Origin of the sequence: Streptomyces sp. NPDC096339 (assembly GCF_044762985.1) — a bacterium.
Taxonomy (GTDB): Bacteria; Actinomycetota; Actinomycetes; order Streptomycetales; family Streptomycetaceae; genus Streptomyces.
The window spans coordinates 1-24,606 of sequence record NZ_JBIWFI010000010.1; the positions used below are offsets into that span (position 1 = coordinate 1).

A 24,606-nucleotide genomic window follows, 5' to 3' on the forward strand; every position below is an offset into this window, starting at 1 on the left:
GCCCCGGCGTGTCCCGCGCCCTCCACCCCCGCGGGGGGCGGGGGGGGGGCGGCGGGGGCCCCCCCAACACCCCCCGCGGGGGGGGCGCCCCCCCCGGGGGGGCCGGGGGCCGCGCCCGTGGGGCGGTGCTCCACGGGCGCGGCAGGGGATGGGCGGGGGCTACGCGCGAGCGGCAGCGGCGTCGGCCGCCTGGGCCTTCAGCGCGCGCTCGACGCCCGAGCGGGACTCCGACACCAGCCGCCGCAGCGCGGCGTTCGGCTCGGCCGAGGACAGCCACGAGTCCGTCTGGTCCAGCGTGGCCTGCGAGACCTGGAGCGACGGGTACAGACCCACCGCGATCTGCTGCGCGATCTCGTGGCTGCGGGACTCCCAGACGCCCTTGAGCGCCGAGAAGTACTTGTCCGCGTACGGGGCGATCAGCTCGCGCTGGTCCGTCTGGACGAAGCCCCCGATCACCGCCTCCTGCACGGCGTTGGGGAGCTCCGAGGACTCCACCACCGACGCCCACGCGGCAGCCTTCGCCTCGGCCGTCGGACGCGCCGCCCGCGCCGTCGCGGCGTGCCGCTCGCCGGCCGCCGTCGCGTCCCGCTCCAGCTCCGCCGCGATCGCCGCCTCGTCGGCGCGGCCCGTGGCCGCCAGCCGCTCCAGGAACGCCCACCGCAGCTCGGTGTCGACGGCCAGGCCCTCGACCACGGCCGAGCCGTCCAGCAGCGCCGACAGGAACGCCAGCTGCTCCTCCGTACGGGCGGTGGCCGCGAAGGCACGCGCCCACGCCAGCTGGTGGTCGCTGCCCGGCTCCGCCGCACGCAGGTGCTCCAGCGCGGCCCCGGTCCAGGCCGCCAGGCCCTCCTCCCGCCACGCCGGGTCGGCGTACAGGTCGACGGCCAGCTTCACCTGGCGGTGCAGGGACTGGACGACGCCGATGTCCGACTCCTTGCCGATGCCCGACAGGACGAGGGCCAGGTAGTCGCGGGTGGCCAGCTCGCCGTCGCGGGTCATGTCCCAGGCCGAGGCCCAGCACAGCGCGCGCGGCATCGAGTCGGTGAAGTCGCCCAGGTGCGCGGTGACCGTCGCGAGGGACTCCTCGTCCAGGCGGACCTTGGCGTACGACAGGTCGTCGTCGTTGAGCAGCACGACGGCCGGACGCGCACGGCCCAGCAGCTCCGGCACCTCCGTCAGCTCGCCGTCGATGTCCAGCTCGATCCGGTCCGTGCGGACCAGCTTGCCGCCGTCCAGGTCGTAGAGGCCGACCGCGATCCGGTGCGGGCGCAGCGTCGGCTCGCCCTTGGCGCCGGCGGGCAGCGCGGGCGCCTCCTGGCGGATGCCGAAGGCGGTGATCACACCGTCCGCGCCGGTGGTGATCTCGGGACGCAGGATGTTGATGCCGGCCGTCTCCAGCCACGCCTTCGACCAGGCGGTCAGGTCGCGCCCAGAGGTCTCCTCCAGGGCGCCCAGCAGGTCGGACAGACGGGTGTTGCCGAAGGCGTGCGCCTTGAAGTAGGCCTGCACGCCCTTGAAGAAGGCGTCCATGCCGACGTAGGCGACGAGCTGCTTGAGCACCGAGGCGCCCTTGGCGTACGTGATGCCGTCGAAGTTGACCAGGACGTCGTCGAGGTCACGGATGTCCGCCATGATCGGGTGCGTGGACGGCAGCTGGTCCTGCCGGTACGCCCAGGTCTTCATGGAGTTGGCGAAGGTGGTCCACGCGTGCGGCCACTTCGAGCCCTCCGCGTACGCCTGGCACGCGATGGACGTGTAGGTGGCGAAGGACTCGTTCAGCCACAGGTCGTTCCACCACTCCATGGTGACGAGGTCGCCGAACCACATGTGGGCGAGCTCGTGGAGGATGGTCTCCGCGCGCACCTCGTACGCGGCGTCCGTCACCTTCGAGCGGAAGACGTACTGGTCGCGGATGGTGACCGCGCCCGCGTTCTCCATCGCGCCCGCGTTGAACTCCGGGACGAAGAGCTGGTCGTACTTGGCGAACGGGTAGTCGTAGGCGAACTTCTCCTGGAACCAGTCGAAGCCCTGCCGGGTCACGTCGAAGATCGCGTCCGCGTCGAGGAACTCGGTGAGCGAGGGACGGCAGTAGATGCCGAGCGGGACGGACTGCCCGTCCTTGCCCTCGTACGAGCTGTGCACCGCGTGGTACGGGCCCACGATCAGGGCGGTGATGTACGAGGAGATGCGCGGGGTCGGCTCGAAGGCCCACACCCGGTCCTTCGGCTCGGGCGTCGGGGAGTTCGAGATGACCGTCCAGCCCTCGGGGGCCGTCACGGTGAACCGGAACGTCGCCTTCAGGTCGGGCTGCTCGAAGCTGGCGAAGACGCGCCGCGCGTCCGGCACCTCGAACTGGGTGTACAGGTAAGCCTGCTGGTCGACCGGGTCGACGAAGCGGTGCAGACCCTCGCCCGTGTTGGTGTACGCGCAGTCCGCGACGACGCGGAGCTCGTTGGCCCCGGCCTCGAGCCGGCTCAGGGCGATCCGGGAGTCCCGGAAGACCGCCGCGACATCCAGCGACCTGCCGTTCAGGACGACCTCGTGCACGGCCGGGGCGACCAGGTCGATGAAGGTCTCGGCCCCGGCCTCGGCCGACTGGAAGCGCACGGTGGTCACGGAGGGGTAGGTGCCACCCTCCTGAGCGCCGCTGAGATCGAGCTCGATCTCGTACGAGTCGACGGTGAGCAGCTTGGCCCGCTGCTGGGCCTCTTCACGGGTGAGATTCGTGCCGGGCACGCGTTCATCTCCTTTGATGGTGACGTTGCCCGGCCATCCTTCCATGCGGTCCGCGTCGCCGGGCCGGAGTAATCCACGGGCGAACGCGACGTCGGATTCCCGCCGGACTCCGGCGGGCGGCGCCGCCATGCTGACCGACATGGACAGCAGGTACTGGGCCAGGCCCATCGAGAAGACGGCGCTCGAAGAGCTCCGGGTACGGGACGACGCCGGACGGGAATGCCTTCCGTACCGGGACGAGGAGGGCGGGGCGCCCCTGCGCTGCTGCCTGCGGGCGAGCGGGGCGGGCGAGCGGATCGCGCTCGTCTCGTACGCGCCACTGCGCCGCTGGGCGGCCGGTACGGGCGCGGACCCGGGGGCCTACGACGAGCAGGGGCCGGTCTTCATCCACGCCGAGGACTGCGCGGGGCCCGGCGCGGGCGGCGGACACCCCTTCGCCCGCGCCGGCGTGCAGCGCACCGCCCGGCGGTACGACGCCCGCGGGCACATCCTCGGCGGGCGGGTCCTCAACCTCGGGGAAGACCCCGACGGGGTGATCGAGCGGGCCCTCGACGAGGCCTTCGCGGATTCCGCGGTCGCCCTCGTGCACCTCCGCGCCGCCGAGTTCGGCTGCTTCCTCTTCGAGGTCCGCAGGCCGTGACACGGGGAAGGGGGCGGGCGCCGTACGGCACCCGCCCCCTTCCCGTCGCGCTGCCCGCAGGTCAGCCGCGCAGCTCCTCGGCCACGAGCTCCGCGATCTGCACCGCGTTCAGCGCGGCGCCCTTGCGGAGGTTGTCGTTCGACAGGAACAGCGCGAGGCCGTTGTCCACCGTCTCGTCGGCGCGGATGCGGCCCACGTACGAGGCGTCCTTGCCGGCGGCCTGGAGAGGGGTCGGGATCTCCGACAGCTCGACGCCCGGGGCGTCCTTCAGCAGCTCGTAGGCGCGCTCGACGCTGATCGGGCGGTCGAAGCGGGCGTTGATCTGCAGCGAGTGGCCGGAGAAGACCGGCACGCGCACACAGGTGCCGGACACCTTGAGGCCCGGGATCTCCAGGATCTTGCGGGACTCGTTGCGGAGCTTCTGCTCCTCGTCGGTCTCGAAGGAGCCGTCGTCCACGATCGAGCCGGCGAGCGGCAGCACGTTGAAGGCGATGGAGCGCTTGTAGACGCCCGGCTCGGGGAACTCGACGGCCTCGCCGTCGTGCACCAGCTTGGTCGCGTCGGCGGCCACGGCCTTGACCTGGCCGTCGAGCTCGGCGACACCGGCCAGGCCGGAACCGGACACGGCCTGGTAGGTGGTGGCGATCAGCGCGGTCAGGCTGGCCTCCTCGTGGAGGGGGCGCAGCACCGGCATGGCGGCCATCGTGGTGCAGTTCGGGTTCGCGATGATGCCCTTGGGGCGGTTCTTGATCGCGTGCGGGTTGACCTCGGAGACGACGAGGGGGACTTCGGGGTCCTTGCGCCAGGCGGAGGAGTTGTCGATCACGACGGCGCCCTGCGAGGCGACCTTCTCGGCGAGCGCCTTGGAGGTGGCGCCACCGGCGGAGAAGAGGACGATGTCCAGGCCGGAGTAGTCGGCCGTCGAGGCGTCCTCGATGGTGATCTCCCGGCCCTCCCACTCGAGGATCGAGCCGGCCGAACGGGCCGAGGCGAACAGCCGCAGCTCGTCCACCGGGAACTTGCGCTCGGCCAGGATGCCGCGCATGACTCCGCCGACCTGTCCGGTGGCTCCGACGATTCCGACCCTCACGGTGACTCCTTCTGCTCCGTACGACGCGTGCGCGCGTGGAGCCATCATGCGTTCGACACCACGAGCCTTGTCCAATCCATTGTCCGAGGAACGGACGGTGTCCTGTATGTGAACACCCGTGACGAGTCCGTGGCGGCCGTGTTTCGGCAGCCCCGATCGTCCGTTTTGCCTGGTCGGAGCTGATTAGCGTCCGATCCGTCATGACCGCTATCCGGACATGATCGACCGCAGACCGAAACATCCGACTCGGGGAGATCCACCGTGCGTGCCATCCGCCACCGCCGCCGGTCCATACCGGCGCTCGCCGCCCTCGCGGCGGCCGCCGTCGCCGCACCCGTCCTGCTCGCCGCCACGCCGGCGGCCGCCGACCACCCGCACGAGGGCAGGCTGGCCAGGGAACTGGTCGAGGAGGCCGGCGGCCGCGGCGCCTACCGGCACCTGGCGAAGTTCCAGCAGATCGCCGACGCCAACGGCGGCAACCGCGCCGCCGGCACGCCCGGCCACGCGGCCTCCGCCGCGTACGTCCACGACACGCTGAAGAAGGCCGGGTACGAGGTTTCCTACCAGGACTTCGACATCCACGAGGCGCACACGAGGACGGAGCGGACCACCGTCCTCGGCGACCAGCCGCGTGAGCCGGCCACCGCCGCCTTCACCTTCACCAAGTCCACCCCGGCCGGCGGCCTGACGGCGCCCCTCGCCCTCGCCCGGGTCGACGAGACCCCCGGCTGCACCGCGGACGACTACGCCTCCGGCACCTTCACCGGGAAGATCGCCCTGGTCAAGCGCGGCTCCTGCACCTTCGTGGAGAAGCAGAAGGCGGCCGCCGCGGCCGGTGCCGTCGGCGTCATCGTCTACAACCACAGCGGTACCACCCCGGTGCGCGGCGGCTTCTCCTCGCCCGCCGACGGGATCATCCCGAGCGCCGGCATCACCCTGGCCGACGGTGAGGCGCTGACCGCGGCCGCCGCCAAGGGGGAGGTGAAGGTGCGCCTGGACCTGGACCAGGAGCACGTGAAGAAGACCACGCGCAACGTGATCGCCGAGACCCGGGCGGGGCGCTCCGACAAGGTCGTCACGGTCGGCTCCCACCTGGACTCCGTTCCCGAGGGACCGGGCATCAACGACAACGGCTCCGGCTCGGCCGGTCTGCTGGAGGTCGCCCTCAAGCTCGCCGACGAGGGCGCCAACAAGAAGGGGAGGAACCCGAAGGTCGCCAACAAGGTCCGCTTCGCCTGGTGGTCGGCGGAGGAGCTGGGCCTGCTGGGCTCCGAGCACTACGTGGCGCAGCTGTCGGAGAAGCAGAAGAAGGACATCGCGCTCTACCTCAACTTCGACATGATCGCCTCGCCGAACCCGGCGCAGTTCGTCTACGACGGCGACGACTCCGACAGGACCGGCGAGGGCGCGGGCCCGGCCGGCTCCGCGCAGATCGAGGCGCTGATCAACGGCTTCCTGGACAAGAAGGGCAAGCCGCACGAGGGCAGCGACTTCGACGGCCGCTCCGACTACGGCCCGTTCATCGCGAACGGCATCCCGGCGGGCGGCACCTTCACGGGCGCCGAGGGCATCAAGACCGCCGAGCAGGCCAAGCGGTACGGCGGCACGGCCGGAGACCCGTACGACCCGAACTACCACGGGGCGGGCGACACCCTGAAGAACCTGGACCTGAAGGTGTTCGACACCAACGTCGACGTGATCGCGCACGCGGTCGGCACCTACGCCGAGTCCCTGGGCTCGCTGGGCAGGTAGGTCCCGCCCGAAAGGCCGAAGGGCCGGTGCTCAGCGGAGCACCGGCCCTTCGGTTGTCCCCTGCGTACTACGGGAGGACCTTCTCGATCTGCACGCTGCCGGTGCCGGCGGCGGTGCCGCGGGCGTTCAGCAGCTGGACCTGGCCGAAGAACTGCCGGCCCTCGGGGGCGGCGGCGCTGACCAGGACGTTCGCCGAGATCGACGTGGAGGCGCCGTTGGCGAGGTTCACCGCGGCGGCCTCGTCGACCTGGACGGAGCCCAGGGCGGCCGAGAAGTACACGTCGCGGTAGTCGTACGTGGTGGAGCCGGACGGGACCGCGTAGCCGAGCACCTTGATCTGGTAGGTGCCCGCGGCCGGGTTGGCCAGGCTCACGGCCTCCTCGGAGTCGCCGTCGGCGGAGGAGCCGACCTTGACGCCGTCCTTGTAGACCTCGAGGTCGAGGTCGGCGGCCGTGTCGGAGACCTTGCCGATCGCGATGTCGAGGCGGGAGACGCCCTCGCCGATCGTGACCTCGGTGGTCTGGGTCTCACCGTTGGCGATGGTCGGCTTGGCGACCTTCGCGGAGCCCAGCGGGCCGCCCTTGAGCTTGCCGCCGGAGATGGCCGCACCGTCGTTCTTGACGGTCCACTGGACCGGCGCCGGGGTGCCCTGCTTCACCTCGGGCAGGACCTTGACCGCGGGGTCGAAGGCCGCGCCGAGCACGGAGACGTCCAGCTTGAACGGGTTGTCGAGGAGCGGCGACGTACGGCGCGACTCGACCTCGATCTCCCAGACGCCCGGCTGCGGGTCGGCGTACGACCGCAGGTCGGGGCGGCACTGGTTCGCCGGGTTGTCGTAGTTCGGGTAGCACTGGGTGGTCGCGCTGTCCTCGACGCCCACACCGTACGGGTGGATCGAGATGAAGCGCGTCTGGCTGCCCGCCGCGAGACCGCCCAGGGCGACCTCAAGGGTCTTCGCGCCCTGCGGCACGGTGACGAAGTACGACTTGTGGCTGTTGCGCTGCACGGACGAGGTGTCCGAGAAGGAGAACGACGGCTTCACCAGCGGGGTCGAGGCGACGACGGTGGTGAGGATCTGCTTGTCGATGCCCTCGGTGGTCTCGTCGTCCAGCTGCAGGATGCCGCTGTGCACGCCGGCCGTCTTGGGCTTGGCCTCGACCTTGATGGTGACGGGCTTGTTCAGCGGGAGCGTGACGTAGTCGTACTCGTTCAGGATCTTGAACGTGCCGTCGTTGTTGCGCCAGCTCAGGTTGTGGCGGGTGCCGTACTTGACGCCGGTGGTGCGGGTGACGACGACGTCGTAGACCTTCTTCTGGCCGACCTTCAGGCCGCCCTCGCGGTCGTAGAGGCCGGTGCCGAAGCCCGGGGTCTTCAGGAACTGGTCGATCGCGGTGTCGACCGGCGCCTTGACGGTGAACTCGTTGGACTTCGCGCCGCGCTGGATCGACTCCCACGCGCCGAGGATGTTGATCAGACCCGAGCCCTGGGCGTGCGCCGGGACGTCGTCGATCTTCTTCGCGGTGCTGGTGAGCGCGGTGCGCAGGCTCGCCGGGGACAGCGCGATCTTCTGCTGCTTGGCGGCCGAGATCAGCAGGGCGCTGGCGCCCGCCGCCTGCGGCGAGGACATCGAGGTGCCCTGGAGCATGCCGTAACCGGCCGGGAGGGTGTAGCCGGCCTCCTTCACGGGCGCGCCGGGCAGCCAGGTCTGGATGGTGTTGATGGCCGCGCCGGGGGCGGTGATGGTCGGCGTGAACCCGCCGTCCTCACGCGGACCGCGCGAGGAGAAGGGGAACATGTTGTACTTCTTGGTCACGCCGGAGCCGTAGTTGGCGGCCCAGGTCTCCTTGGAGACCGCGGCACCCACGGAGATGACCTTGTCCGCGAGACCGGGGTCGCCGATGGTGTTGACACCGGGGCCCTCGTTGCCCGCCGAGATGACGAGCTGGACACCGTAGGTGTCGATGAGGTTCTTGTAGAGCTCCGAACGGGCGTTGTTGCCGTCGTTCAGCGCCGGCAGGCCGCCGATGGACATGTTGACGATGTCCACGCCGCGGTTGACGACGAGGTCGATCATGCCCTCGGTCAGCGCGATGTTGGTGCAGCCGCCGGACCAGGTGCAGGCGCGCGAGGAGACGATCTTCGCGCCCGGCGCCTCGCCGTTCATCTTGCCGCCGAAGAGGCTGTTGGCGGCGGTGATGCCCGCGACGTGCGTGCCGTGCTCGGACTCGATGATGCCGATGTTGACGAAGTCGGCCTTCTTGCCGACCCAGTCCCCGCCGAGCGGGTCCATCGGGACGTCCTTGCGGATCTGGATCACGAACGGGATGCGCTCGGCGACGTCGGTCGCCGGGTTGTCCGTGCCGAAGTAGCCGATCTGGTAGCCGTCCTTGTACGGCTTCATCGGCTCGTTGTTCGTGAAGTCGTTGTCCTGGTCGGTGTCGACGCGGACGGTGCCGGCGGCGACGTCGTAGAGCATGCCGAACCGGTCGGTGGTGTCCCCGTCCCGGTTGACGTCGCCCTTCATGTCGCCGTTGGCGGTGATCGACTCGCTGAAGCGGCTCCACTGGAAGCTGCCCTCGGGCGCCTTCCAGCTCGCGCCGCCGGCCGTGAAGGTGCCGCCGGCGGTGGTGACCGGGGTGATCTGGGCGCGCCAGGTGGCGTCGCCGTCGGCGATCGGGTCGGTCGCGGTGACCCAGTCGACGATCTTGCGCTCGCCGGTGGTGGTCTTCTGCAGGGCCGGGTGGCTGACGTCGACGCCCGAGTCCAGGATGCCGATGGTCACGCCGCGGCCGTCGGCCTGCGGGTTCTTCGCGACGAAGTCCACCGCGCCCGTCTCGAAGGACGGGTTGTACGGGTTCTTCGCCGGGGTGTTCTTGTCCGGCGCGGGGTACGACTCCGCGGCGGTCTTCTGGACCGAGCCCGACTCGCCCTTGGTGTCGGGGCGGGGGTCCGGCAGCTGGATCTCGTGCCGCAGGTCGATGCCGTGCACGGAGGACAGCTTGGCGGCCGCCTTCAGGGCGGCCTCCGCCTTGCCGGTGGGCAGGGTGGCGCGCACGTAACCGAGCTTGTCGTAGGTCTGGCCCACCGAGGCGCCGGGAACGGCGTCGATCTGGTCGGCGACCTGCTTGGTCTGGCCCGGGGCGGTCGCGACCATGACGGTGACGGTCGCGTCACCCTTGGCCTTGGCCTCCTGGAGGAGCTCTGCGTCGGCCGAACCGAGCTTCTGGTCCGCGGACTTGACGGCCGGGTTGGAGCCCGGAGCGCCGGCCGCGTTCGCCGCGAAGACGGGCGCCGAGCCGGTGGCCGCGAGGGCGGCCACCAGGCCTGCCGCGGCCGCGACGCGCGCGACGCGTCTGGCCGTGGGTATGGAGCCGGGGGATTCGAGGGTCATCAGCATCCCTGGTAAGTGAAAGATACGGTCCGGATTTCGGTGCCGGATGACCGGTCAGCTTTGCGTAAACGACAGCTCTTTGGGGAGGGTTGTCATTGACCGGTACCCGCCATGGCGGACACTCGCCAGCGCGGCGCATACGCCAGCGGCGCCTTACCGGGACAGACCGGGGTGAACTCCAGGGGCTGCAGAGCTGATTTGTCGATTTGACGACCACGCGACAGCGCCGGGACGCGTTCGCGTCCCGGCGTGGGTGTGACAGTTTCGGATCGTTCAGCGCTCGCGCGTGCGCGCGTAGTGGCGGGAGGCCTTCGCCCGGTTTCCGCAGACGGCCATCGAGCACCAGCGCCGCGTTCCGTTGCGCGAGGTGTCGTGGAAGTGCAGGACGCAGGTCTCGGAGGCGCACTTGCGGATCCGGTCGGGCGCGGTGCCCAGCAGTTCCAGGTAGTTCCGGGCGGCGGTCCAGGCCGGACCCCAGGTCGGGTCGTCGAACTCGGCCCGCTCGCCCGGGCCTTCGGCCGTCAGGGTGGCGCGGATGCGGCCGTGCTCCAGTACGGCGTCCACCAGCGCGCGGGCGCTCTCGTCGGCCGGGTCCGCCACCGCGCGGGCCAGGGCTTCGCGGGCGGTCATCAGGTGGACCAGGGTCGGGGCGTCGGCGCGGAAGCGGCCGGCCAGCCCGGTGGACTCCAGCCAGATCCGCAGCCCCTCGACCCGGCCGAGCCCGAAGGCCCCGGCGAAGAGGTCGGTGAGTTCGCCCTCCCGCATCCAGCGGGTGTTCAGCAGGTCGAGCGCGACCGGCTCCCCGGTCAGGGGGCGGGGGTCCGTCGCCGTCATTTCCGTCTCCTCCATGCCTTGTAACCCCTGAAGGGTACGTGACCGGTTGACGCATCTCCTTCTAACCTCTAATCTCGATTTAGAAGGTTAGAAACAGGGAAGTCAAGAAGTCCTCTGGGGAAGGAACCCGTCATGACGACTGCCATCAGCACGCTCCGCACCGGGCACGTGGGCCTGAACGTCACCGATCTGGAGCGCTCGCTCGCCTTCTACCGGGACGCGCTCGGCTTCCAGGTGCTGGGCGAGGGCAAGGAGGAGGGCCGGCGCTTCGCCTTCCTCGGTCAGGACGGCGAGCTCGTACTGACCCTCTGGCAGCAGGCCGACGGCGCGTACGCGCCCACCGCGGCCGGACTGCACCACCTGGCGTTCTCCGCCGGCGCCATCGAGGAGGTACGGGACTACGAGGAGCGGCTGCGCGGCCTGGGCGTCGCATTCGCGTACGAGGGCGTCGTCGCCCACCGCGAGGGCGCGGCCTCGGGCGGCATCTTCTTCCACGACCCCGACGGGACCCGCCTGGAGATCTCGGTCCCGACCGGCGCCGAGGGCGCCCCCGCCCCCAGTGATTCCGCTCCCACCTGCGGCTTCTTCTAATGTCCGGGGTCCACGACTCCGGGGTCTACCACCAGGGGTCGCTCGCCGTGCAGGAGCGGGTCGGCGTACGCGAGCTCGCCGAGCACGTCGGCCGCTCGATCGGCACGGGCATCAAGGACGTGGCCGCGGCGTTCCTGGAGCAGCAGCCGCACCTGGTCGTCGGCGCGGCCGACGGCGGGGGGCTGGTGTGGGCCTCCCTGCTCACCGGCGCGCCCGGTTTCGTACGGGCCACCGGGCCGCAGCGGATCACGGTCGCCGGCGGCCTGCCGGCGGGCGATCCGCTGACCGGGGCGCTGGCCACGGCCGGGACGAAGGTCGGCACCATCTCGCTCGACCCGCGCACCCGACGCCGGATGAGGCTGAACGGGACCCTGGAGGTGACCGGCCGGGGCTTCGCCGTCCAGGCCGAGCAGGTCTTCGCGAACTGCCCCAAGTACCTCCAGAAGCGGCAACCGCTGGACCTGGCCGCCGAAGGAGCCGGTGTCGTGCGGCGCGGGGACGCGCTCACCCCCGACCAGGAGCGGGCCGTCCGCGCCGCCGACACCTTCTTCGTGGCCACCACGGCCGAGGCGGACGGGGTCGACGCCAGCCACCGCGGCGGGCTGCCCGGTTTCGTCGAGGTGCTCTCGCCGACCGAGCTGAGCTGGCCGGACTACGCGGGCAACGCCATGTTCCTGACCCTGGGCAACCTCGCCGCCGACCCGCGGGCCGGACTGCTCTTCCCGGACTGGGAGACCGGGGCCGTGCTCCAGCTCAGCGGCCGGGCCCGGGTCGAGTTCGGACCGGACGGAAGCCGCGGCACCCGCTTCCGCGTGGAGTCGGTGGTCGAGGCCGTCCACCCGGGGCGGCTGCGCTGGAGCACCCCGGAGTACTCGCCCCATCTGCCTCACCTGGGCAGGACCACCAGATAGGCGGCGGGCTCGCGGTCGCCGGACGCCGTCAGGGCGGTCCGGACGACCGCTGCCTGCTGTTCGGGCCAGTCGCGGAGCTTGCGCGGGGTGATGTGGATGACGGTCACCCCGAGCCGCTCCAGGGTCTCGCGCTTGCGCACGCACTCGGACCACTCCTCGTCCTCGCCCTGGCGCGGGGCGCGGGTGTCGAGCTCCACGGCCACCGAGTGCTCGGGCCAGAAGGCGTCGACCCCGCCCAGGTGGGGGCCGCCGGGGATGCGCAGGTCCACGTTCCAGACCGGCTCGGGCAGCTCGTAGCCGCGCACGAGGTGGTACAGCCGGTCCTCGGCGATGGCCCGGCCCTCCGCGAGGAGGGCCTCGACGGCGTCGACCACGTGCGGGCGGTTCAGCAGCCGGGCCACCGTCAGCTCCCTTACGACGGCGGCCGGTTCGCAGTGCCCGGCGCGGACGGCCTCGCTGAGCAGGCGGCGTACCGTACCGGCGTCGTCGAGCTGGGCGACGGCGTCGGCGACGGCCCGCGCGACGGGCGCCACCGGCAGCCCGGTCACCTCCTCGGGCCGGGGCGGGGTGTGCGCGCGCACGATCCGCACGTCGCCGGTGGAGCGCAGCCGGCGGGTGCCGGGGACGAGCACGTCGATGTGCGAGAGGGCGAGCAGGGCGGGGACGGAGGTGAACCGGTACAGCGCGAGCGCCGCCAGCCCGGTGATCATGACCTCCCCGTGCCCGCGCCGGCCGGCGTACAGCAGCGCGGCGTGCAGCCGCTCCTCGCTGGTCGCGGGGCCGGTGTGCAGCAGGAACACTCCCGGCAGGATCTGCTGCCAGGGCCGCTCGGCGGCGTCGGAGGCGGTGACGCCGTGCTCGCGCAGCTGAGCGAGGGTCAGCACGCGGGGGCGGCTGCCGGTGAGGTGGGCGAGGGGGAGGGGCGCGTTCTGGTTCATGACTCGGTGATTCCCTCAGGCCATGGCCTTGCTAACCGGTGTTACACGCTCGTCGACAAATCCGGACAAGCCGGGGCTAAAGTACGGACGTTCGATGACCGATACGCCACGCCGCCGCTGCTGGGGCGCCGACCCGGACCCCGCGCTCAAACGCCGGCGGGGCTGGAAGATCCAGCCCCGCCGGCGTTTGAGGCGCGGGCGCGGAGCGCCGTGTCTGTGGCGGCAGCCAAAGGTCTGACGCAGCCACAACCAGCCCCTCCGGCGTTTGAGGAGCGGGGGTTCGGGGTCGGGCCCCGAACCCCCGGTGGGGTCAGCCGGCGGCCGCGTCGCAGCGCTGCGCGCGCAGGGCGCGGGACAGGTCGTCCCGGGACTCCAGCACCAGGCGGCGCAGGGCAGGCGGGGCCGACTCGTGCGAGGAGAGCCACGCGTCCGTAGCCGCGACGGTGGACTCGGGGTCCTGGAGGGACGGGTACAGCCCCTTCACCACGTCCATGCCGATCTGGATCGACCGCTCCGACCAGATCCGCCCGATCACCTCGAAGTACCGCCCCGCGTACACCGCCAGCAGCTCCCGCTGGGAAGCCTGCTGCATACCCGCGATGGTGGCCTCCACCAGCGCGTTCGACAGCGCTTCGGACTCGATCACCGCCGCCCACGCCTGGTCCTTGACCGCCGCCGACGGCCGCGCCGCCAGGCACCGCACCTGGTGCCGCTTGCCCGACGCCGTGTCGTCCCGCGCCAGTTCCGCGGCCAGTACGCCCTCGTCGACCGCCCCGTGCGCGGCCAGCGGCAGCAGGAAGTCCCAGCGCAACTCCTGGTCCACCTCCAGCCCGTCGATCCGGGCGGAGCCGTCCAGCAGCCCCAGCAGCAGCTGGAAGTCGCCCTCGGTCGCCGCGCTCGCCGCGAAGAAGCGGGCCCACGTCAGCTGGTGTTCCGAACCCGGCTCGGCCAGCCGCAGTTCGTGCAGCGCGCCCGCCGCCAGCTCGCGGCCGGCCTGCTCGCGCCGGTCGGGAGCCGAGTAGTGGGTGACCGCGGTCTGGGCCTGCGAGTGCAGCATCTGGAGCACGCCGACATCCGTCTCACGGCCCGCGTGAGCCAGTACCAGGGAGAGGAAGTCGCGCGCCGGCATCAGGCCGTCCCGCGTCAGGTTCCACATCGCGGACCAGCTCAGCGCCCGCGCGAGGGGGTCGGCCAGATCGCCGAGGTGTCCGCGCAGCGTGGCCAGCGAGCCCTCGTCGAAGCGGACCTTGCAGTAGGTCAGGTCCTCGTCGTTGACCAGGACCAGGTCAGGGCGCTCCCGGCCCGCCAGCTCCTCGACGACCGTCCGCGGCCCCGCCACGTCCACCGCGGCCCGCGCGTAGCGGACCAGGCCGCCGTCGGACTCCAGCCGGTACAGGCCGACCGCCACCCGGTGGGGGCGCAGCTCCTCGCCCTCCTGGACCACCGCCAGCTCCGTCACGCGCCCGCCCGCGTCGTACGTCAGCACCGGGGTCAGCGCGTTCACGCCCGCCGTCTGCAGCCAGGCCCGAGACCATTCGGCCATGTCCCGGCCCGACACCTCGCCGAGCACCGACAGCAGGTCGTCCAGCGTCGTGTTCCCGTACGCGTTCGCCTTGAAGTAGCGGCGCGCGCCCTCCAGGAACGCCTCCCGTCCCACGTAGGCGACCAGCTGCTTCAGGACCGCCGCGCCCTTGGCGTAGGTGATCCCGTCGAAGTTCAGCTTCGCGTCCTCCAGATCACGGATGTCGGCCGTGATCGGGTGCGTGGACGGCAGCTGGTCGGCCCGGTAGGCCCAGGCCTTGCGGCTGTTGGCGAAGGTGACCCACGCCTGGTCGAAGCGGGTGGCCTCCACCAGCCCGAAGGAGCCCATGAAGTCCGCGAAGGACTCCTTCAGCCACAGGTCGTCCCACCACTTCATGGTGACGAGGTCGCCGAACCACATGTGCGCCATCTCGTGCAGGATGACGTTCGCGCGGCGCTCGTAGGAGGCCTGCGTGACCTTCCCGCGGAAGATGTACTCCTCGCGGAAGGTCACCATCCCCGGGTTCTCCATCGCGCCCAGGTTGTACTCCGGCACGAAGGCCTGGTCGTACTTCCCGAAGGGGTAGGGGTAGTCGAAGATCTCGTGGAAGAGGTCGAAGCCCTGCTTGGTGACGAGGAAGACGTCGTCGGCGTCGAAGTGCTTGGCGAGCGCCTTGCGGCACATCGCGCCCAGCGGGATCGTCAGGTCCCCGCGCGTGTAGGAGTCCGTCACGTAGTGGTAGGGACCGGCGACGACGCAGGTGATGTACGTCGAGATCGGCTGGGTCTCGGCGAAGCGCCACACCCCTGCCTCGCGGGACTCCTCCGCGCCGTTGCTCCAGACCTGCCAGCCCTCGGGCGCGGTCACCTCGAAGCGGTACGGAGCCTTCAGGTCGGGCTGCTCGAAGTTGGCGTACACCCGCCGGGCGTCCGCCGGCTCGTACTGGGTGTAGAGGTAGACCTCGCCGTCCTCGGGGTCCACGAAGCGGTGCAGGCCCTCGCCCGTGCGGCTGTACGCGCAGTTCGCGTCGACCACCAGGACGTTCTCCGAGGCCAGGCCGTCGACCGTGATCCGCGCGCCGTCGAAGACGGCGGCGGTGTCGAGCGGACGCCCGTTCAGTGTGACGGAGTTCACGGAGGGGGCGATCAGGTCCACGAAGGTGGACGTGCCGGAGGCGGCGGCCCGGAAGCGGATCGTGGTCACCGAGCGGAAGGTGCGGGGTCCCTCCGCGGGCTCGGTCCCCTCCACTGCCGACCTGATGTCGAGGACCACCTCGTACCCGTCGACGGACAGCAGTTCGGCCCGCTCGCGGGCCTCCTCGCGGGACAGGTTCTCTCCGGGCACGGGCACTCCTTCGTGCGTCGTCGTGTTCTTGTGACGAATCCTCCCACGGGGGAATGCGCGCGCCCCGGTCCTGGTTGGGGACACAGAACGTCAGCCAGTGCTGCCTTTTCCTAGACGGAGACTGAGGAGAGACATGACCGACACCCAGGTGCGCGAGAAGACCCCGGTCGACTTCTGGTTCGACCCGCTCTGCCCCTGGGCCTGGATGACCTCCCGTTGGATGCTGGAGGTCGAGAAGGTCCGTGACGTCGAGGTCCGCTGGCACGTGATGAGCCTCGCGGTGCTGAACGAGAACCGCCTCGACGAACTGCCCGAGCGCTACCGCGAACTGCTCGGCCCCAAGGGCTGGGCTCCGGTCCGTGTCGTGGTCGCGGCCCAGCAGAAGTTCGGTGACGAGATCACCGGCAAGCTGTACACCGAGCTCGGCACCCGCATCCACAACGAGGCCAAGGGCGCGACCCGCGAGGTCATCGCGGAGGCCCTGGCGGCGCTCGACCTGCCGGCCGAACTGCTCGCGTACGCCGACTCCGACGAGTACGACGAGGTGCTGCGCGCCTCGCACAACGACGGCATCGACCGGGTCGGCCAGGAGGTCGGCACCCCGGTGATATCCGTGCCCGGCGCCGACGGCGAGGAGGTCGCCTTCTTCGGCCCGGTCGTCACCCCCGCCCCGCGCGGCGAGGCTGCCGCCCGACTGTGGGACGGCACGCTGCTGGTCGCCGGCACGCCCGGTTTCTACGAGATCAAGCGCACCCGCACCAAGGGCCCCTCCTTCGAGTGACCCTCCCCGCGAACGACGCGAAAAGCCCCCGTGAGTCACGTCCTCACGGGGGCTTTTCGGTGGACACGCCCGCCGGCGAAGGTTGAGAAGACGATCACGAGGCGGACGGGCTGTGGGTGCCGATCAGCCCTTGACGGGGATCAGCAGCGGGGTGTTGGCCTTGGCGTCGGTGTAGCGCTTGGCCACGTCCTGCCAGTTGACGACGTTCCACATCGCCTCGATGAAGTCCACCTTCTGGTTCTTGTACTGAAGGTAGAAGGCGTGCTCCCAGGCGTCGAAGACCAGGATCGGGGTGCTGGCGACGCCCACGTTGCCCTGGTGGTCGTAGACCTGCTCGACGACGAGACGGCCGCTGACGGGCTCGTACGCGAGCACGCCCCAGCCGGAGCCCTGGGTGGCCGAGGAGGCGAAGGTGAGCTGCTTCTTGAACTTCGCGAAGGAGCCGAAGGACTCGGTGATCGCGTCGGCCAGGTCGCCCAGGCCGTCGGCCGCGGTGGGCTCGCCGCCGCCCTCGCCGGTCTTCGGGCTGGCCATGTTGTGCCAGTAGATGCTGTGCAGGATGTGGCCGGAGAGGTGGAACGCGAGGTTCTTCTCCAGGCCGTTCAGCGCGCCCCAGTTCTCCTTGTCGCGCGCCTCCGCCAGCTGTTCGAGGGTGTTGTTGGCGCCCGTGACGTAGGCGGCGTGGTGCTTGTCGTGGTGCAGCTCGATGATCTGCGGGTTGATCACGGGCTCGAGCGCCGCGTAGTCGTACGGAAGCTCGGGAAGCGTGTAGATGGCCATGCGTGTTGTCCGGTCCCCTCAGCGTGCCAATCGCTAATTGCAATTAATGCGCAACTGCACGCTAGCAGCATCTATTCCGTTGATCACGCAAGGGTCGCCTTTCATGTCCGGACCTCCGGAACGCCGAAGGCCGGGCCCATGCGATCGCATGAGCCCGGCCTTCGAAGCGCGCGCTGTCCGCCCTCAGGACCGGCGGTCCCGCAGCTCGCGCACCCACGCCACCACCAGCACCACCGCGGCGGCGCCCGCCGACCACAGCAGCTGCGGCCGTGCCGAGTCGTCGAACAGCATCAGCACCAGCACCGTGGCCATGCCCAGCAGCGCGAACCAGGTCGCGTAGGGGAAGAGCCACATCGGCAGGGTCAGCCGCTCCGGCATGTCCCGCTCGATCCGGCGGCGCAGCTTCAGCTGCGAGACCGCGATCAGCGCCCACACGAACAGCAGCACCGCGCCGACCGCGTTGAGCATGTACAGGAAGATCGTGTCGGGCCACAGCAGGTTCAGCACCACCGACAGGAAGCCGAAGGCCACCGAGGCGAACACCGCCCGGCGCGGCACCCCGCCGCCCGAGACCTTCAGCAGCGTCCTGGGCGCCTCCTCGCGCTCGGCCAGCGAGAAGATCATGCGCGAGGACCCGTAGAGGTTCGCGTTCAGCGCCGACAGCAGCGCCACGAACACCACGATGTTCATGATCTGACCGGCCGCCGGGATGCCGATGGAGTCGAGGGCTGCGACGTACGGGCTCTGGCCCGGCTCCAGCGAGTCCCACGGCAGGAGCGTGACGATGACCAGCATCGAGCCGATGTAGAAGAAGAGGATGCGCCACACGGCGCTGCGCACCGCGCGGGAGACGGACCGGGCGGGGTCGTCGGACTCGGCGGCGGCGATGGTGACGACCTCCAGGCCGCCGAAGGCGAAGATGACGGCGAGCATGCCGGCGACCACGCCGCCGATGCCGGTCGGGAAGAAGCCGCCCTTCCCGGTGAGGTTGGCCAGGCCCACCGGATCCGTGTCCGGGAGCAGGCCGAAGATCGCGAGGGTGCCCAGGATCAGGAACAGCACGATCGCGCCCACCTTCAGGGCGGCGAACCAGAACTCGAACTCACCGAAGTTCTTCACGGCGGCCAGGTTGCTCACGGTGAAGACCACCATGAAGAGCAGCACCCAGACCCACTGGTCGACGGAGGGCATCCAGCCGTTCGCGATCTTCGCCGCGCCGGTGGCCTCCACCGCCAGCACCACGACCAGCAGGAACCAGTACAACCAGCCCGCGGAGAAGCCGGCCCAGCGCCCCAGCGCCTTCTCCGCGTACACCGAGAACGAGCCCGAGGCGGGCATCGCCGCCGACATCTCGCCCAGTGCCCGCATCACCAGCATCGCGAGGACACCCGCCAGCAGGTAGGAGCAGATGATCGCGGGACCGGCGATGCCGATGCCGGCGCCGGAGCCCACGAAGAGCCCGGCACCGATCACGCCGCCGAGGCCCAGCATCGTCAGGTGGCGCTGCTTGAGGCTGTGGCTGAGTGGTTCCGGGGGGAGCTCGGGGGCCGGGGGAGGAGGCGGGGGTACTTCGGACAGGCGCTCGCGCATGAGGGGTGCTCGTACTCTCGTTGGGCCCGGCGGCGGTGAGGGCTCCGCATCGGGATTGGCGGGACCCTACAGTCTCCCCGAGCGGAACCGTCGTGTGCAAAACGGACGTGCTGACAGATGTTCCCAGTGATGCGGATCACCCCGGTCGGGGGGTTGATCGCGTTCTTTGTGTGATTCCCACGAAACCGACCGGTACGGCTTTGTGTCGGGCGGCGGTGGGGCGGGGCCCGGGAGCCCCATAGCGTCGGTGATCGTCCTGCTCCACCCCTCACCTCCCGGAGCCAACGATGAGCACCGCTTCCGCTGCTTCCACCGCTTCCGTTTCCTTCCGGCCCGGCGCCGTACTCGCCGACCTGCTGCCCGCGAGCCGCGTCCGTGACGTCGCGCTCGTCGTCGGCGGCGCCGCGCTCACCGGGCTGGCCGCGCAGATCTCCGTACCGGTCCCCGGCTCCCCGGTCCCGGTCACCGGCCAGACCTTCGCGGCGCTGCTCGTCGGCTCGGCCTTCGGCGCCCGCCGCGGCTTCCTGTCGCTCGCCCTGTACGCGCTCGTCGGCATGGCCGGCGTGCCGTGGTTCGCGGGCGGCACGTCCGGGGCGGGCGGGGCCTCGTTCGGCTACGTGCTCGGCATGCTCCTGGCCGCCACCGTCGTCGGCGCCCTCGCGCGGCGCGGCGCCGACCGCTCGGTCCTGCGTACCGCGGGCACGATGGTGCTGGGCTCCGCGGTGATCTACGCGGTGGGCGTGCCGTACCTGATGGCCGCCACCGGCATGTCCCCGAGCGCCGCCGTCGCCGCGGGCCTGACCCCGTTCCTGATCGGCGACGCGCTCAAGGCCGCCCTCGCGATGGGCGCCCTGCCGGCCGCCTGGAAGCTGGCGGGCCGCCGCGGCTGAACCGCCGTCCGCCGTCCCCGCTCGTACGGCAGCCCCGGACCACCACGCTGTGGTCCGGGGCTGCCGTCGTCGGGCGTGCGGGGGCTAGCTCAGGGCGGCGCGGCGGCGGCGGAAGTCCAGCACCACGCCGATGAGCACGACCACACCGGCGACCAGGGTGGACAGGGTGACGACCTCGCGGTTGGCGTCGTCCACGAACATGTAGCCGATCACGAACATGATCAGTCCGGCGGTGGCCCAGGTCAGCCACGGGAACAGCCACATCTTCACGGTCAGCTTCTCCGGGGCCTCGCGGACCAGGATCCCGCGCATCCGCAGCTGGGTGAAGCAGATGACCAGCCAGACGAAGAGCGCGATGGCGCCGGAGGAGTTCAGGAGGAAGTTGAAGACCGTGTCCTTGAAGGCGTAGTTGAAGTAGACGGCGATGAAGCCGAAGACCGTGGAGCCCAGGATCGCGGCCACCGGGACGCCCCGGGAGTTGACCTTGGCGAACGCCTTGGGGGCGTCGCCGCGCTCACCGAGCGAGAACGCCATGCGGGAGGCGGTGTAGAGGCCCGAGTTCAGGCAGGACAGCACGGCGGTCAGGACGATGACCTCCATGATCGTGCCGGCGTTCGCGATGCCGATCGAGTCGAGGGCGGCGACGTACGAGCCCTTCTCGGTGATCGACTTGTCGTTCCAGGGGAGCAGCGTCAGCACGATGAAGATCGAGCCGAGGTAGAAGACGCCGATCCGCCAGATGACGGAGTTGGTGGCCTGCGTGACCGCCTTGCGGGGGTTCTCCGACTCGCCGGCGGCGAGGGTGACGATCTCGCTGCCCATGAAGGAGAAGACGACCATCAGCACGCCGGTGAGGACGGCGCCGTAGCCGTTGGGGAAGAAGCCGCCCGCGTCGGTCAGGTGGGCGAAGCCCGCACCCGGGTTGTGGGAGCCCGGCAGTACGCCGAAGACGGCCAGCATGCCGATGATCACGAAGGCGCCGATGGCGACGACCTTGATGCCCGCGAACCAGAATTCGAACTCGCCGTACGAGGCGACCGAGCCGAGGTTGGTGGCGGTCAGGACCGCCATCACGATCAGGGCCCAGGCCCACTGCGGGACGGCTGGGATCCAGCCCTCCAGGATCGAGGCGCCGGCGGTGGCCTCCACGGCCAGGACGACGACCCAGAAGAACCAGTACAGCCAGCCGATGGAGAAGCCGGCCCAGCGGCCGAGCGCGCGGTCGGCGTAGGCGGAGAAGGAGCCCGAGTTCGGGCTGGCGGCCGCCATCTCGCCGAGCATCCGCATCACGAAGACGACCATCGCGCCGACGAGCGCGTAGGAGATCAGGATGGCGGGGCCGGCCTTGGCGATGCCGCCGCCGGAGCCGACGAAGAGGCCGGCGCCGATGACACCGCCGATGGCGATCATGGACAGGTGGCGGTTCTTGAGACCGGCCTTCAGACCGTCGGAGGGCCCACCGTCACCGGGGTTGCCGGTGGGGTGGCCTTCCTTCTGAAGGGTCGTCGTGGAGCTCATGGACGGATCCTTAGGTTCTCGGATTGCGAGCCCCGGCATTCAAACCTGAGATGAACGCAGGGCGGAAGACCCCAATCCGGATCGTTGCCATGGGACGAACGTCCAGGACCTTGGTCCCGACCCGTCCCATCTGCGTTCTTTGGGTTTACTTGAGCTTTAGAAGTGACTTACGCGACACCCTGCCGAGGTCTGCCGGGGGCTCTCGTGCCACACTCGTTCCATGCGCGTGTACCTCGGATCCGACCATGCAGGCTTTGAGCTGAAGAACCACCTCGTGGACTGGCTCAAGAACAACGGCCACGAGCCCGTCGACTGTGGGCCCCACATCTACGACGCGGTGGACGACTACCCGCCGTTCTGCCTCCGCGCCGCGGAGAAGACCGCCGCGGACGCCGACAGCCTCGGCATCGTGATCGGCGGCTCCGGCAACGGCGAGCAGATCGCCGCGAACAAGGTCAAGGGCGTCCGCGCCATCCTGGCCTGGAGCGTGGAGACCGCGAAGCTCGGCCGCGAGCACAACAACGCCAACGTCATCTCCGTCGGCGGCCGCATGCACACCCAGGACGAGGCCGTCAGCTTCATCGAGGCCTTCCTCGCGACCCCGTACTCCGACGAGGAGCGCCACACGCGCCGCATCGAGATGCTCTCGGCGTACGAGCAGACGGGCGAGCTGCCCCCCATCCCGGCGCACCACCCGCAGGGCTGATCCCGCTTCCGGCCGTACCGCCCCCTGTGGGGCGGTACGGCCGGTTTTCTTTTCCCGACCTTCCGAGTTCCGACTTCCGACTTCCGAGGAGCGTTGCCGTGCCCGAGGGGCATACGATCCACCGCCTCGCCCAGGACCACGCCGAGCGGTTCTCGGGGCGGGCCGTAAGCGTGACCAGCCCGCAGGGCCGCTTCGCCGAGAGCGCCGCGCTCCTCGACGGGCGTGAGCTGGAAAGCGCCGAGGCGCACGGCAAGCACCTCTTCCTGGAGCTCGGCGACGCCTGGATCCACATCCACCTGGGCCTCTTCGGCAAACTCGGCTTCGGCCCCGCCCCGGCGCCGCCCGCGACCGACACGGTCCGGCTGCGCCTGCTGAACGAGTCCCACTACGCCGACCTGCGCGGCCCCACCGCCTGCGAGCTGATCGGCGAGGGCGAGAAGAAGGCGATACACGACCGGCTCGGCCCGGACCCGCTGCGCCCGGCCGACGACCCCGACCGCGCCTGGGCCCGGATCTCCCGCTCCCGCACCACCGTCGCGGCGCTGCTCATGGACCAGAAGGTGGTCGCGGGCGTCGGCAACGTGTACCGCGCCGAGGTCCTCTTCCGGCACGGCATCGACCCATACCGGCTCGGCAAGGACCTCACGCGCGGCGAATGGGACGCGATGTGGGCGGACCTGGCCGCGCTGATGCGGGAGGGCGTACGCAACAACCGCATCGACACCGTCCGCGACGAGCACCTGCCCGAGGCGATGGGCCGCCCGCCGAGGGTGGACGACCACGGCGGCGAGGTGTACGTCTACCGCAGGGCGAACATGCCCTGCCACATCTGCGGGGGCGAGATCCGCACCGCCGACCTCGCCACCCGCAACCTCTTCTGGTGCCCGAACTGCCAACAGCGCTAGCCGCGCACTTCCCACCCCACCCGCACCCTCCGGCCTCGCCGGCATCCGAGTCCCGGGTCCCCGATCCAGCCTCGCCGGCGTTTGAGGCGCGGGGGTCTGGGGGCGGAGCCCCCGGGACGGGTCCGGGGCGGAGCCCGGGGAACGGTGGAAGGGCGGGTAGGGGACTGCTCCGCGCAGCGGCACCCCGCCCCGGGGCCGCGCCTACGGGCCGTCGGGGCCGGGCGCGCGCCGGGGCACCTCCTCGGGCGTCGAACGGTTCGAGGGGGCGCGAAGGGGAGCGGGGTGCGTTCGACGCCCTGCGGGGGCGCCCCGCCGCGGACCCGACCCCGCCGGCGCGGGGGTGCGGGGCCGCGGGGGTGCCCCGCTAGAAGCCGTGGGGGAGCCACGGGGCCACGTCACCGGCGAAGGCCCGCGAAGCCTCCCGCACCGCGCCCCGGCGCAACTCGACGACGCGGCCCGCCGCGGCCAGTGAGGTGAGGGTGATCCCGCCCAGGTACGCCGACCCCAGCTCCCGCACCGACAGCGCCAGCTCCGCCGGCTCCTCGGTCCGCTTGCACACGGCGGAGCCCTTCGCGTCGGCGACCACCCGCCACCGCCCCTCGTTCCACGGGCAGAACGCGTCCTCGACCTCCATCACCACGTCCAGCGCGGCCCCGTACGTCCGCGCTTCGAGCGCCGCAGGCAGGTCCACCAGCCGCACGTGCAGCGAGTCCCGCGTGCGCGGCCGCGACCGCCGTACGTCGCTGACGAGGTGCAGCACCGGATCGTCCACCGGCCGCCGGTGGGCCCGTACCGTCCAGGTCAGGTCGATCCCGAACAGGTAGCGCCACAGCGCCGCGTACGCCGCCGGGTCGAGCGCGTCGAGGTCGGTCACCTCGACCTTGCCGTCGGACCCGGTCAGGTCCCACTCCGGCTTCACCCGGTAGCGGGCGTACCCCACCACCCCGCCGCCCGCACCCTCCCGCTCGGCCACCACGCACTTCAGCGGAGACCCGCCGTCCCGCATCGCGGGTGCGTCCAGCAGCGGCAGGTGCTCCCAGCCCGGCTGCCGGGCGGGCATGCCCGGGCGGTCCGCGAGCAGTTCCTCGTACACGCGCTCGCAGTCGGCCAGCACCTCCCGCGGATCGGCCAGCCGTACCGTCACCTCGTCCGTCCCCGGCGGCACGGAGAGCCGTACGCGGGTCGTGTCGATGTCGACGGCGAGGGCGTACGTCGCGGTGCCGTATCCGAAGCGCCCGTAGATCGCCGGATCCGAGGCCGTCAGCACGGCGAGCGGTTCGCCACCCGCCCGGATGTCGTCCAATTGGCGGCGCATGAGCGAGGTCAGGATCCCGCGCCGGCGGTGGGTGGGGGAGACGCCCACCATCGTGACGCCCGCCGCCGGGACGAGCGCGCCGCCGGGGACGGAGAGACGGAAGGTGAAGGCCCCGGCCGAGGCGACGCAGGCGGCCCCGTCCCAGACGCCGAGCGACCGCTCCGTCTCCGTCAGCCCCCGGTAGAGCTTCCGCTCGGCCGGGGATTCGGGCACTCCACCGAAGGCCAGTTCAAGGTGGTCGTACCAGACATCCCACTCATCGGCCTGCAATACGCGCGTCTCAAGAGCCATATGGCCATCTTTACCAGGGCATTACGGACCAGTCGACATGTTTTCGAGTGCCGAAGGTCCCCCGGTGCGGGGGTACCCCTG

Annotated in this window: 18 protein-coding genes; 8 read left to right on the forward strand and 10 right to left on the reverse strand. The window is 71.0% G+C overall.

Features of this window, described 5'->3' with window-relative positions; all coding sequences use genetic code 11:
* Nucleotides 1-159 precede the first annotated feature (159 nt).
* Nucleotides 160-2,736, reverse strand: a complete 2,577-nt coding sequence (gene pepN, locus ACIQ5Y_RS15675) for an aminopeptidase N (protein ID WP_403880013.1) — start codon at nucleotides 2,734-2,736, stop codon at nucleotides 160-162.
* A 139-nt stretch (nucleotides 2,737-2,875) separates the two neighbouring features.
* Here pepN (ACIQ5Y_RS15675) and ACIQ5Y_RS15680 point away from each other — a divergent pair, with 139 nt between their 5' ends.
* Nucleotides 2,876-3,376 carry a DUF1203 domain-containing protein gene (locus ACIQ5Y_RS15680; protein WP_403880015.1) on the forward strand — a complete coding sequence of 167 codons (501 nt, stop codon included), beginning with the start codon at nucleotides 2,876-2,878 and terminating at the stop codon, nucleotides 3,374-3,376.
* 61 nt (nucleotides 3,377-3,437) lie between these two features.
* Here ACIQ5Y_RS15680 and ACIQ5Y_RS15685 read toward each other — a convergent pair whose 3' ends face one another.
* Complete coding sequence (locus ACIQ5Y_RS15685; protein WP_403880017.1) at nucleotides 3,438-4,466, reverse strand: aspartate-semialdehyde dehydrogenase; 1,029 nt, start codon at nucleotides 4,464-4,466, stop codon at nucleotides 3,438-3,440.
* Nucleotides 4,467-4,727: 261 nt separating this feature from the next.
* On the opposite strand from ACIQ5Y_RS15685, the gene ACIQ5Y_RS15690 reads away from it, so the two are divergent.
* Complete coding sequence (locus ACIQ5Y_RS15690) at nucleotides 4,728-6,218, forward strand: M28 family metallopeptidase (RefSeq protein ID WP_403880019.1); 1,491 nt, start codon at nucleotides 4,728-4,730, stop codon at nucleotides 6,216-6,218.
* 67 nt (nucleotides 6,219-6,285) lie between these two features.
* Here ACIQ5Y_RS15690 and ACIQ5Y_RS15695 read toward each other — a convergent pair whose 3' ends face one another.
* Both ACIQ5Y_RS15695 and ACIQ5Y_RS15700 read right to left on the reverse strand, forming a co-directional pair.
* A complete protein-coding gene (locus ACIQ5Y_RS15695; protein ID WP_403880021.1) occupies nucleotides 6,286-9,609 on the reverse strand; it encodes a S8 family serine peptidase in 3,324 nt (1,107 codons plus the stop codon).
* Between the two features lie 273 nt (nucleotides 9,610-9,882).
* Nucleotides 9,883-10,443, reverse strand: a complete 561-nt coding sequence (locus tag ACIQ5Y_RS15700; protein ID WP_403880023.1) for a CGNR zinc finger domain-containing protein — start codon at nucleotides 10,441-10,443, stop codon at nucleotides 9,883-9,885.
* Nucleotides 10,444-10,575: 132 nt separating this feature from the next.
* Here ACIQ5Y_RS15700 and ACIQ5Y_RS15705 point away from each other — a divergent pair, with 132 nt between their 5' ends.
* The gene (locus ACIQ5Y_RS15705) at nucleotides 10,576-11,034 is read left to right on the forward strand and encodes a VOC family protein (RefSeq protein ID WP_403880025.1); all 459 of its coding nucleotides are present in this window, start codon (nucleotides 10,576-10,578) and stop codon (nucleotides 11,032-11,034) included.
* Nucleotides 11,034-11,945, forward strand: coding sequence for a pyridoxamine 5'-phosphate oxidase family protein (locus tag ACIQ5Y_RS15710; protein ID WP_403880027.1), 912 nt, complete (start codon nucleotides 11,034-11,036; stop codon nucleotides 11,943-11,945). The genes ACIQ5Y_RS15705 and ACIQ5Y_RS15710 overlap by 1 nt, the downstream gene beginning before the upstream one ends.
* Here ACIQ5Y_RS15710 and ACIQ5Y_RS15715 read toward each other — a convergent pair.
* Both ACIQ5Y_RS15715 and pepN (ACIQ5Y_RS15720) read right to left on the reverse strand, forming a co-directional pair.
* Nucleotides 11,921-12,883: a hypothetical protein gene (locus tag ACIQ5Y_RS15715; protein WP_403880029.1), complete on the reverse strand. Its 963-nt coding sequence runs from the start codon at nucleotides 12,881-12,883 to the stop codon at nucleotides 11,921-11,923. The genes ACIQ5Y_RS15710 and ACIQ5Y_RS15715 overlap by 25 nt on opposite strands.
* 310 nt (nucleotides 12,884-13,193) lie before the next feature.
* Nucleotides 13,194-15,749, reverse strand: a complete 2,556-nt coding sequence (gene pepN, locus ACIQ5Y_RS15720) for an aminopeptidase N (RefSeq protein WP_403880031.1) — start codon at nucleotides 15,747-15,749, stop codon at nucleotides 13,194-13,196.
* Between the two features lie 133 nt (nucleotides 15,750-15,882).
* Between pepN (ACIQ5Y_RS15720) and ACIQ5Y_RS15725 the strand changes: the two genes are divergently transcribed.
* Nucleotides 15,883-16,530 carry a DsbA family protein gene (locus ACIQ5Y_RS15725; protein WP_403880033.1) on the forward strand — a complete coding sequence of 216 codons (648 nt, stop codon included), beginning with the start codon at nucleotides 15,883-15,885 and terminating at the stop codon, nucleotides 16,528-16,530.
* A gap of 123 nt (nucleotides 16,531-16,653) precedes the next feature.
* Here the strand turns inward: ACIQ5Y_RS15725 and ACIQ5Y_RS15730 are convergent, their stop codons facing one another.
* Both ACIQ5Y_RS15730 and ACIQ5Y_RS15735 read right to left on the reverse strand, forming a co-directional pair.
* Nucleotides 16,654-17,310 (reverse strand): superoxide dismutase, encoded by a 657-nt coding sequence (locus ACIQ5Y_RS15730; protein ID WP_403880035.1) that lies wholly within the window; start codon nucleotides 17,308-17,310, stop codon nucleotides 16,654-16,656.
* Nucleotides 17,311-17,493: 183 nt separating this feature from the next.
* Nucleotides 17,494-18,900, reverse strand: a complete 1,407-nt coding sequence (locus ACIQ5Y_RS15735) for an amino acid permease (RefSeq protein WP_403880037.1) — start codon at nucleotides 18,898-18,900, stop codon at nucleotides 17,494-17,496.
* 287 nt (nucleotides 18,901-19,187) lie between these two features.
* Between ACIQ5Y_RS15735 and ACIQ5Y_RS15740 the strand changes: the two genes are divergently transcribed.
* Nucleotides 19,188-19,790, forward strand: coding sequence for a biotin transporter BioY (locus tag ACIQ5Y_RS15740; protein WP_403880039.1), 603 nt, complete (start codon nucleotides 19,188-19,190; stop codon nucleotides 19,788-19,790).
* An 84-nt stretch (nucleotides 19,791-19,874) separates the two neighbouring features.
* On the opposite strand, the gene ACIQ5Y_RS15745 is transcribed toward ACIQ5Y_RS15740, so the two are convergent.
* Nucleotides 19,875-21,308: an amino acid permease gene (locus ACIQ5Y_RS15745; RefSeq protein WP_403880041.1), complete on the reverse strand. Its 1,434-nt coding sequence runs from the start codon at nucleotides 21,306-21,308 to the stop codon at nucleotides 19,875-19,877.
* Between the two features lie 220 nt (nucleotides 21,309-21,528).
* Here ACIQ5Y_RS15745 and ACIQ5Y_RS15750 point away from each other — a divergent pair, with 220 nt between their 5' ends.
* Together ACIQ5Y_RS15750 and ACIQ5Y_RS15755 are read left to right on the forward strand one after the other, a co-directional pair.
* Nucleotides 21,529-22,014 (forward strand): ribose-5-phosphate isomerase, encoded by a 486-nt coding sequence (locus ACIQ5Y_RS15750; RefSeq protein WP_403880043.1) that lies wholly within the window; start codon nucleotides 21,529-21,531, stop codon nucleotides 22,012-22,014.
* Between the two features lie 98 nt (nucleotides 22,015-22,112).
* The gene (locus ACIQ5Y_RS15755) at nucleotides 22,113-22,919 is read left to right on the forward strand and encodes an Fpg/Nei family DNA glycosylase (RefSeq protein WP_403880044.1); all 807 of its coding nucleotides are present in this window, start codon (nucleotides 22,113-22,115) and stop codon (nucleotides 22,917-22,919) included.
* A 364-nt stretch (nucleotides 22,920-23,283) separates the two neighbouring features.
* Here ACIQ5Y_RS15755 and ACIQ5Y_RS15760 read toward each other — a convergent pair whose 3' ends face one another.
* Nucleotides 23,284-24,525, reverse strand: a complete 1,242-nt coding sequence (locus tag ACIQ5Y_RS15760) for a GNAT family N-acetyltransferase (protein ID WP_403880046.1) — start codon at nucleotides 24,523-24,525, stop codon at nucleotides 23,284-23,286.
* Nucleotides 24,526-24,606: the final 81 nt, after the last annotated feature.

Coding starts and splice junctions, on each gene's coding strand:
- ACIQ5Y_RS15750 (WP_403880043.1), top strand. CDS start 21,529: ATGCGCGTGTACCTCGGATCCGACCATGCAGGCTTTGAGCTGAAGAAC.
- ACIQ5Y_RS15745 (WP_403880041.1), bottom strand. CDS start 21,308: ATGAGCTCCACGACGACCCTTCAGAAGGAAGGCCACCCCACCGGCAAC.
- ACIQ5Y_RS15740 (WP_403880039.1), top strand. CDS start 19,188: ATGAGCACCGCTTCCGCTGCTTCCACCGCTTCCGTTTCCTTCCGGCCC.
- ACIQ5Y_RS15680 (WP_403880015.1), top strand. CDS start 2,876: ATGGACAGCAGGTACTGGGCCAGGCCCATCGAGAAGACGGCGCTCGAA.
- ACIQ5Y_RS15710 (WP_403880027.1), top strand. CDS start 11,034: ATGTCCGGGGTCCACGACTCCGGGGTCTACCACCAGGGGTCGCTCGCC.
- ACIQ5Y_RS15700 (WP_403880023.1), bottom strand. CDS start 10,443: ATGACGGCGACGGACCCCCGCCCCCTGACCGGGGAGCCGGTCGCGCTC.
- ACIQ5Y_RS15760 (WP_403880046.1), bottom strand. CDS start 24,525: ATGGCTCTTGAGACGCGCGTATTGCAGGCCGATGAGTGGGATGTCTGG.
- ACIQ5Y_RS15730 (WP_403880035.1), bottom strand. CDS start 17,310: ATGGCCATCTACACGCTTCCCGAGCTTCCGTACGACTACGCGGCGCTC.
- ACIQ5Y_RS15735 (WP_403880037.1), bottom strand. CDS start 18,900: ATGCGCGAGCGCCTGTCCGAAGTACCCCCGCCTCCTCCCCCGGCCCCC.
- ACIQ5Y_RS15725 (WP_403880033.1), top strand. CDS start 15,883: ATGACCGACACCCAGGTGCGCGAGAAGACCCCGGTCGACTTCTGGTTC.
- ACIQ5Y_RS15715 (WP_403880029.1), bottom strand. CDS start 12,883: ATGAACCAGAACGCGCCCCTCCCCCTCGCCCACCTCACCGGCAGCCGC.
- ACIQ5Y_RS15695 (WP_403880021.1), bottom strand. CDS start 9,609: ATGACCCTCGAATCCCCCGGCTCCATACCCACGGCCAGACGCGTCGCG.
- ACIQ5Y_RS15705 (WP_403880025.1), top strand. CDS start 10,576: ATGACGACTGCCATCAGCACGCTCCGCACCGGGCACGTGGGCCTGAAC.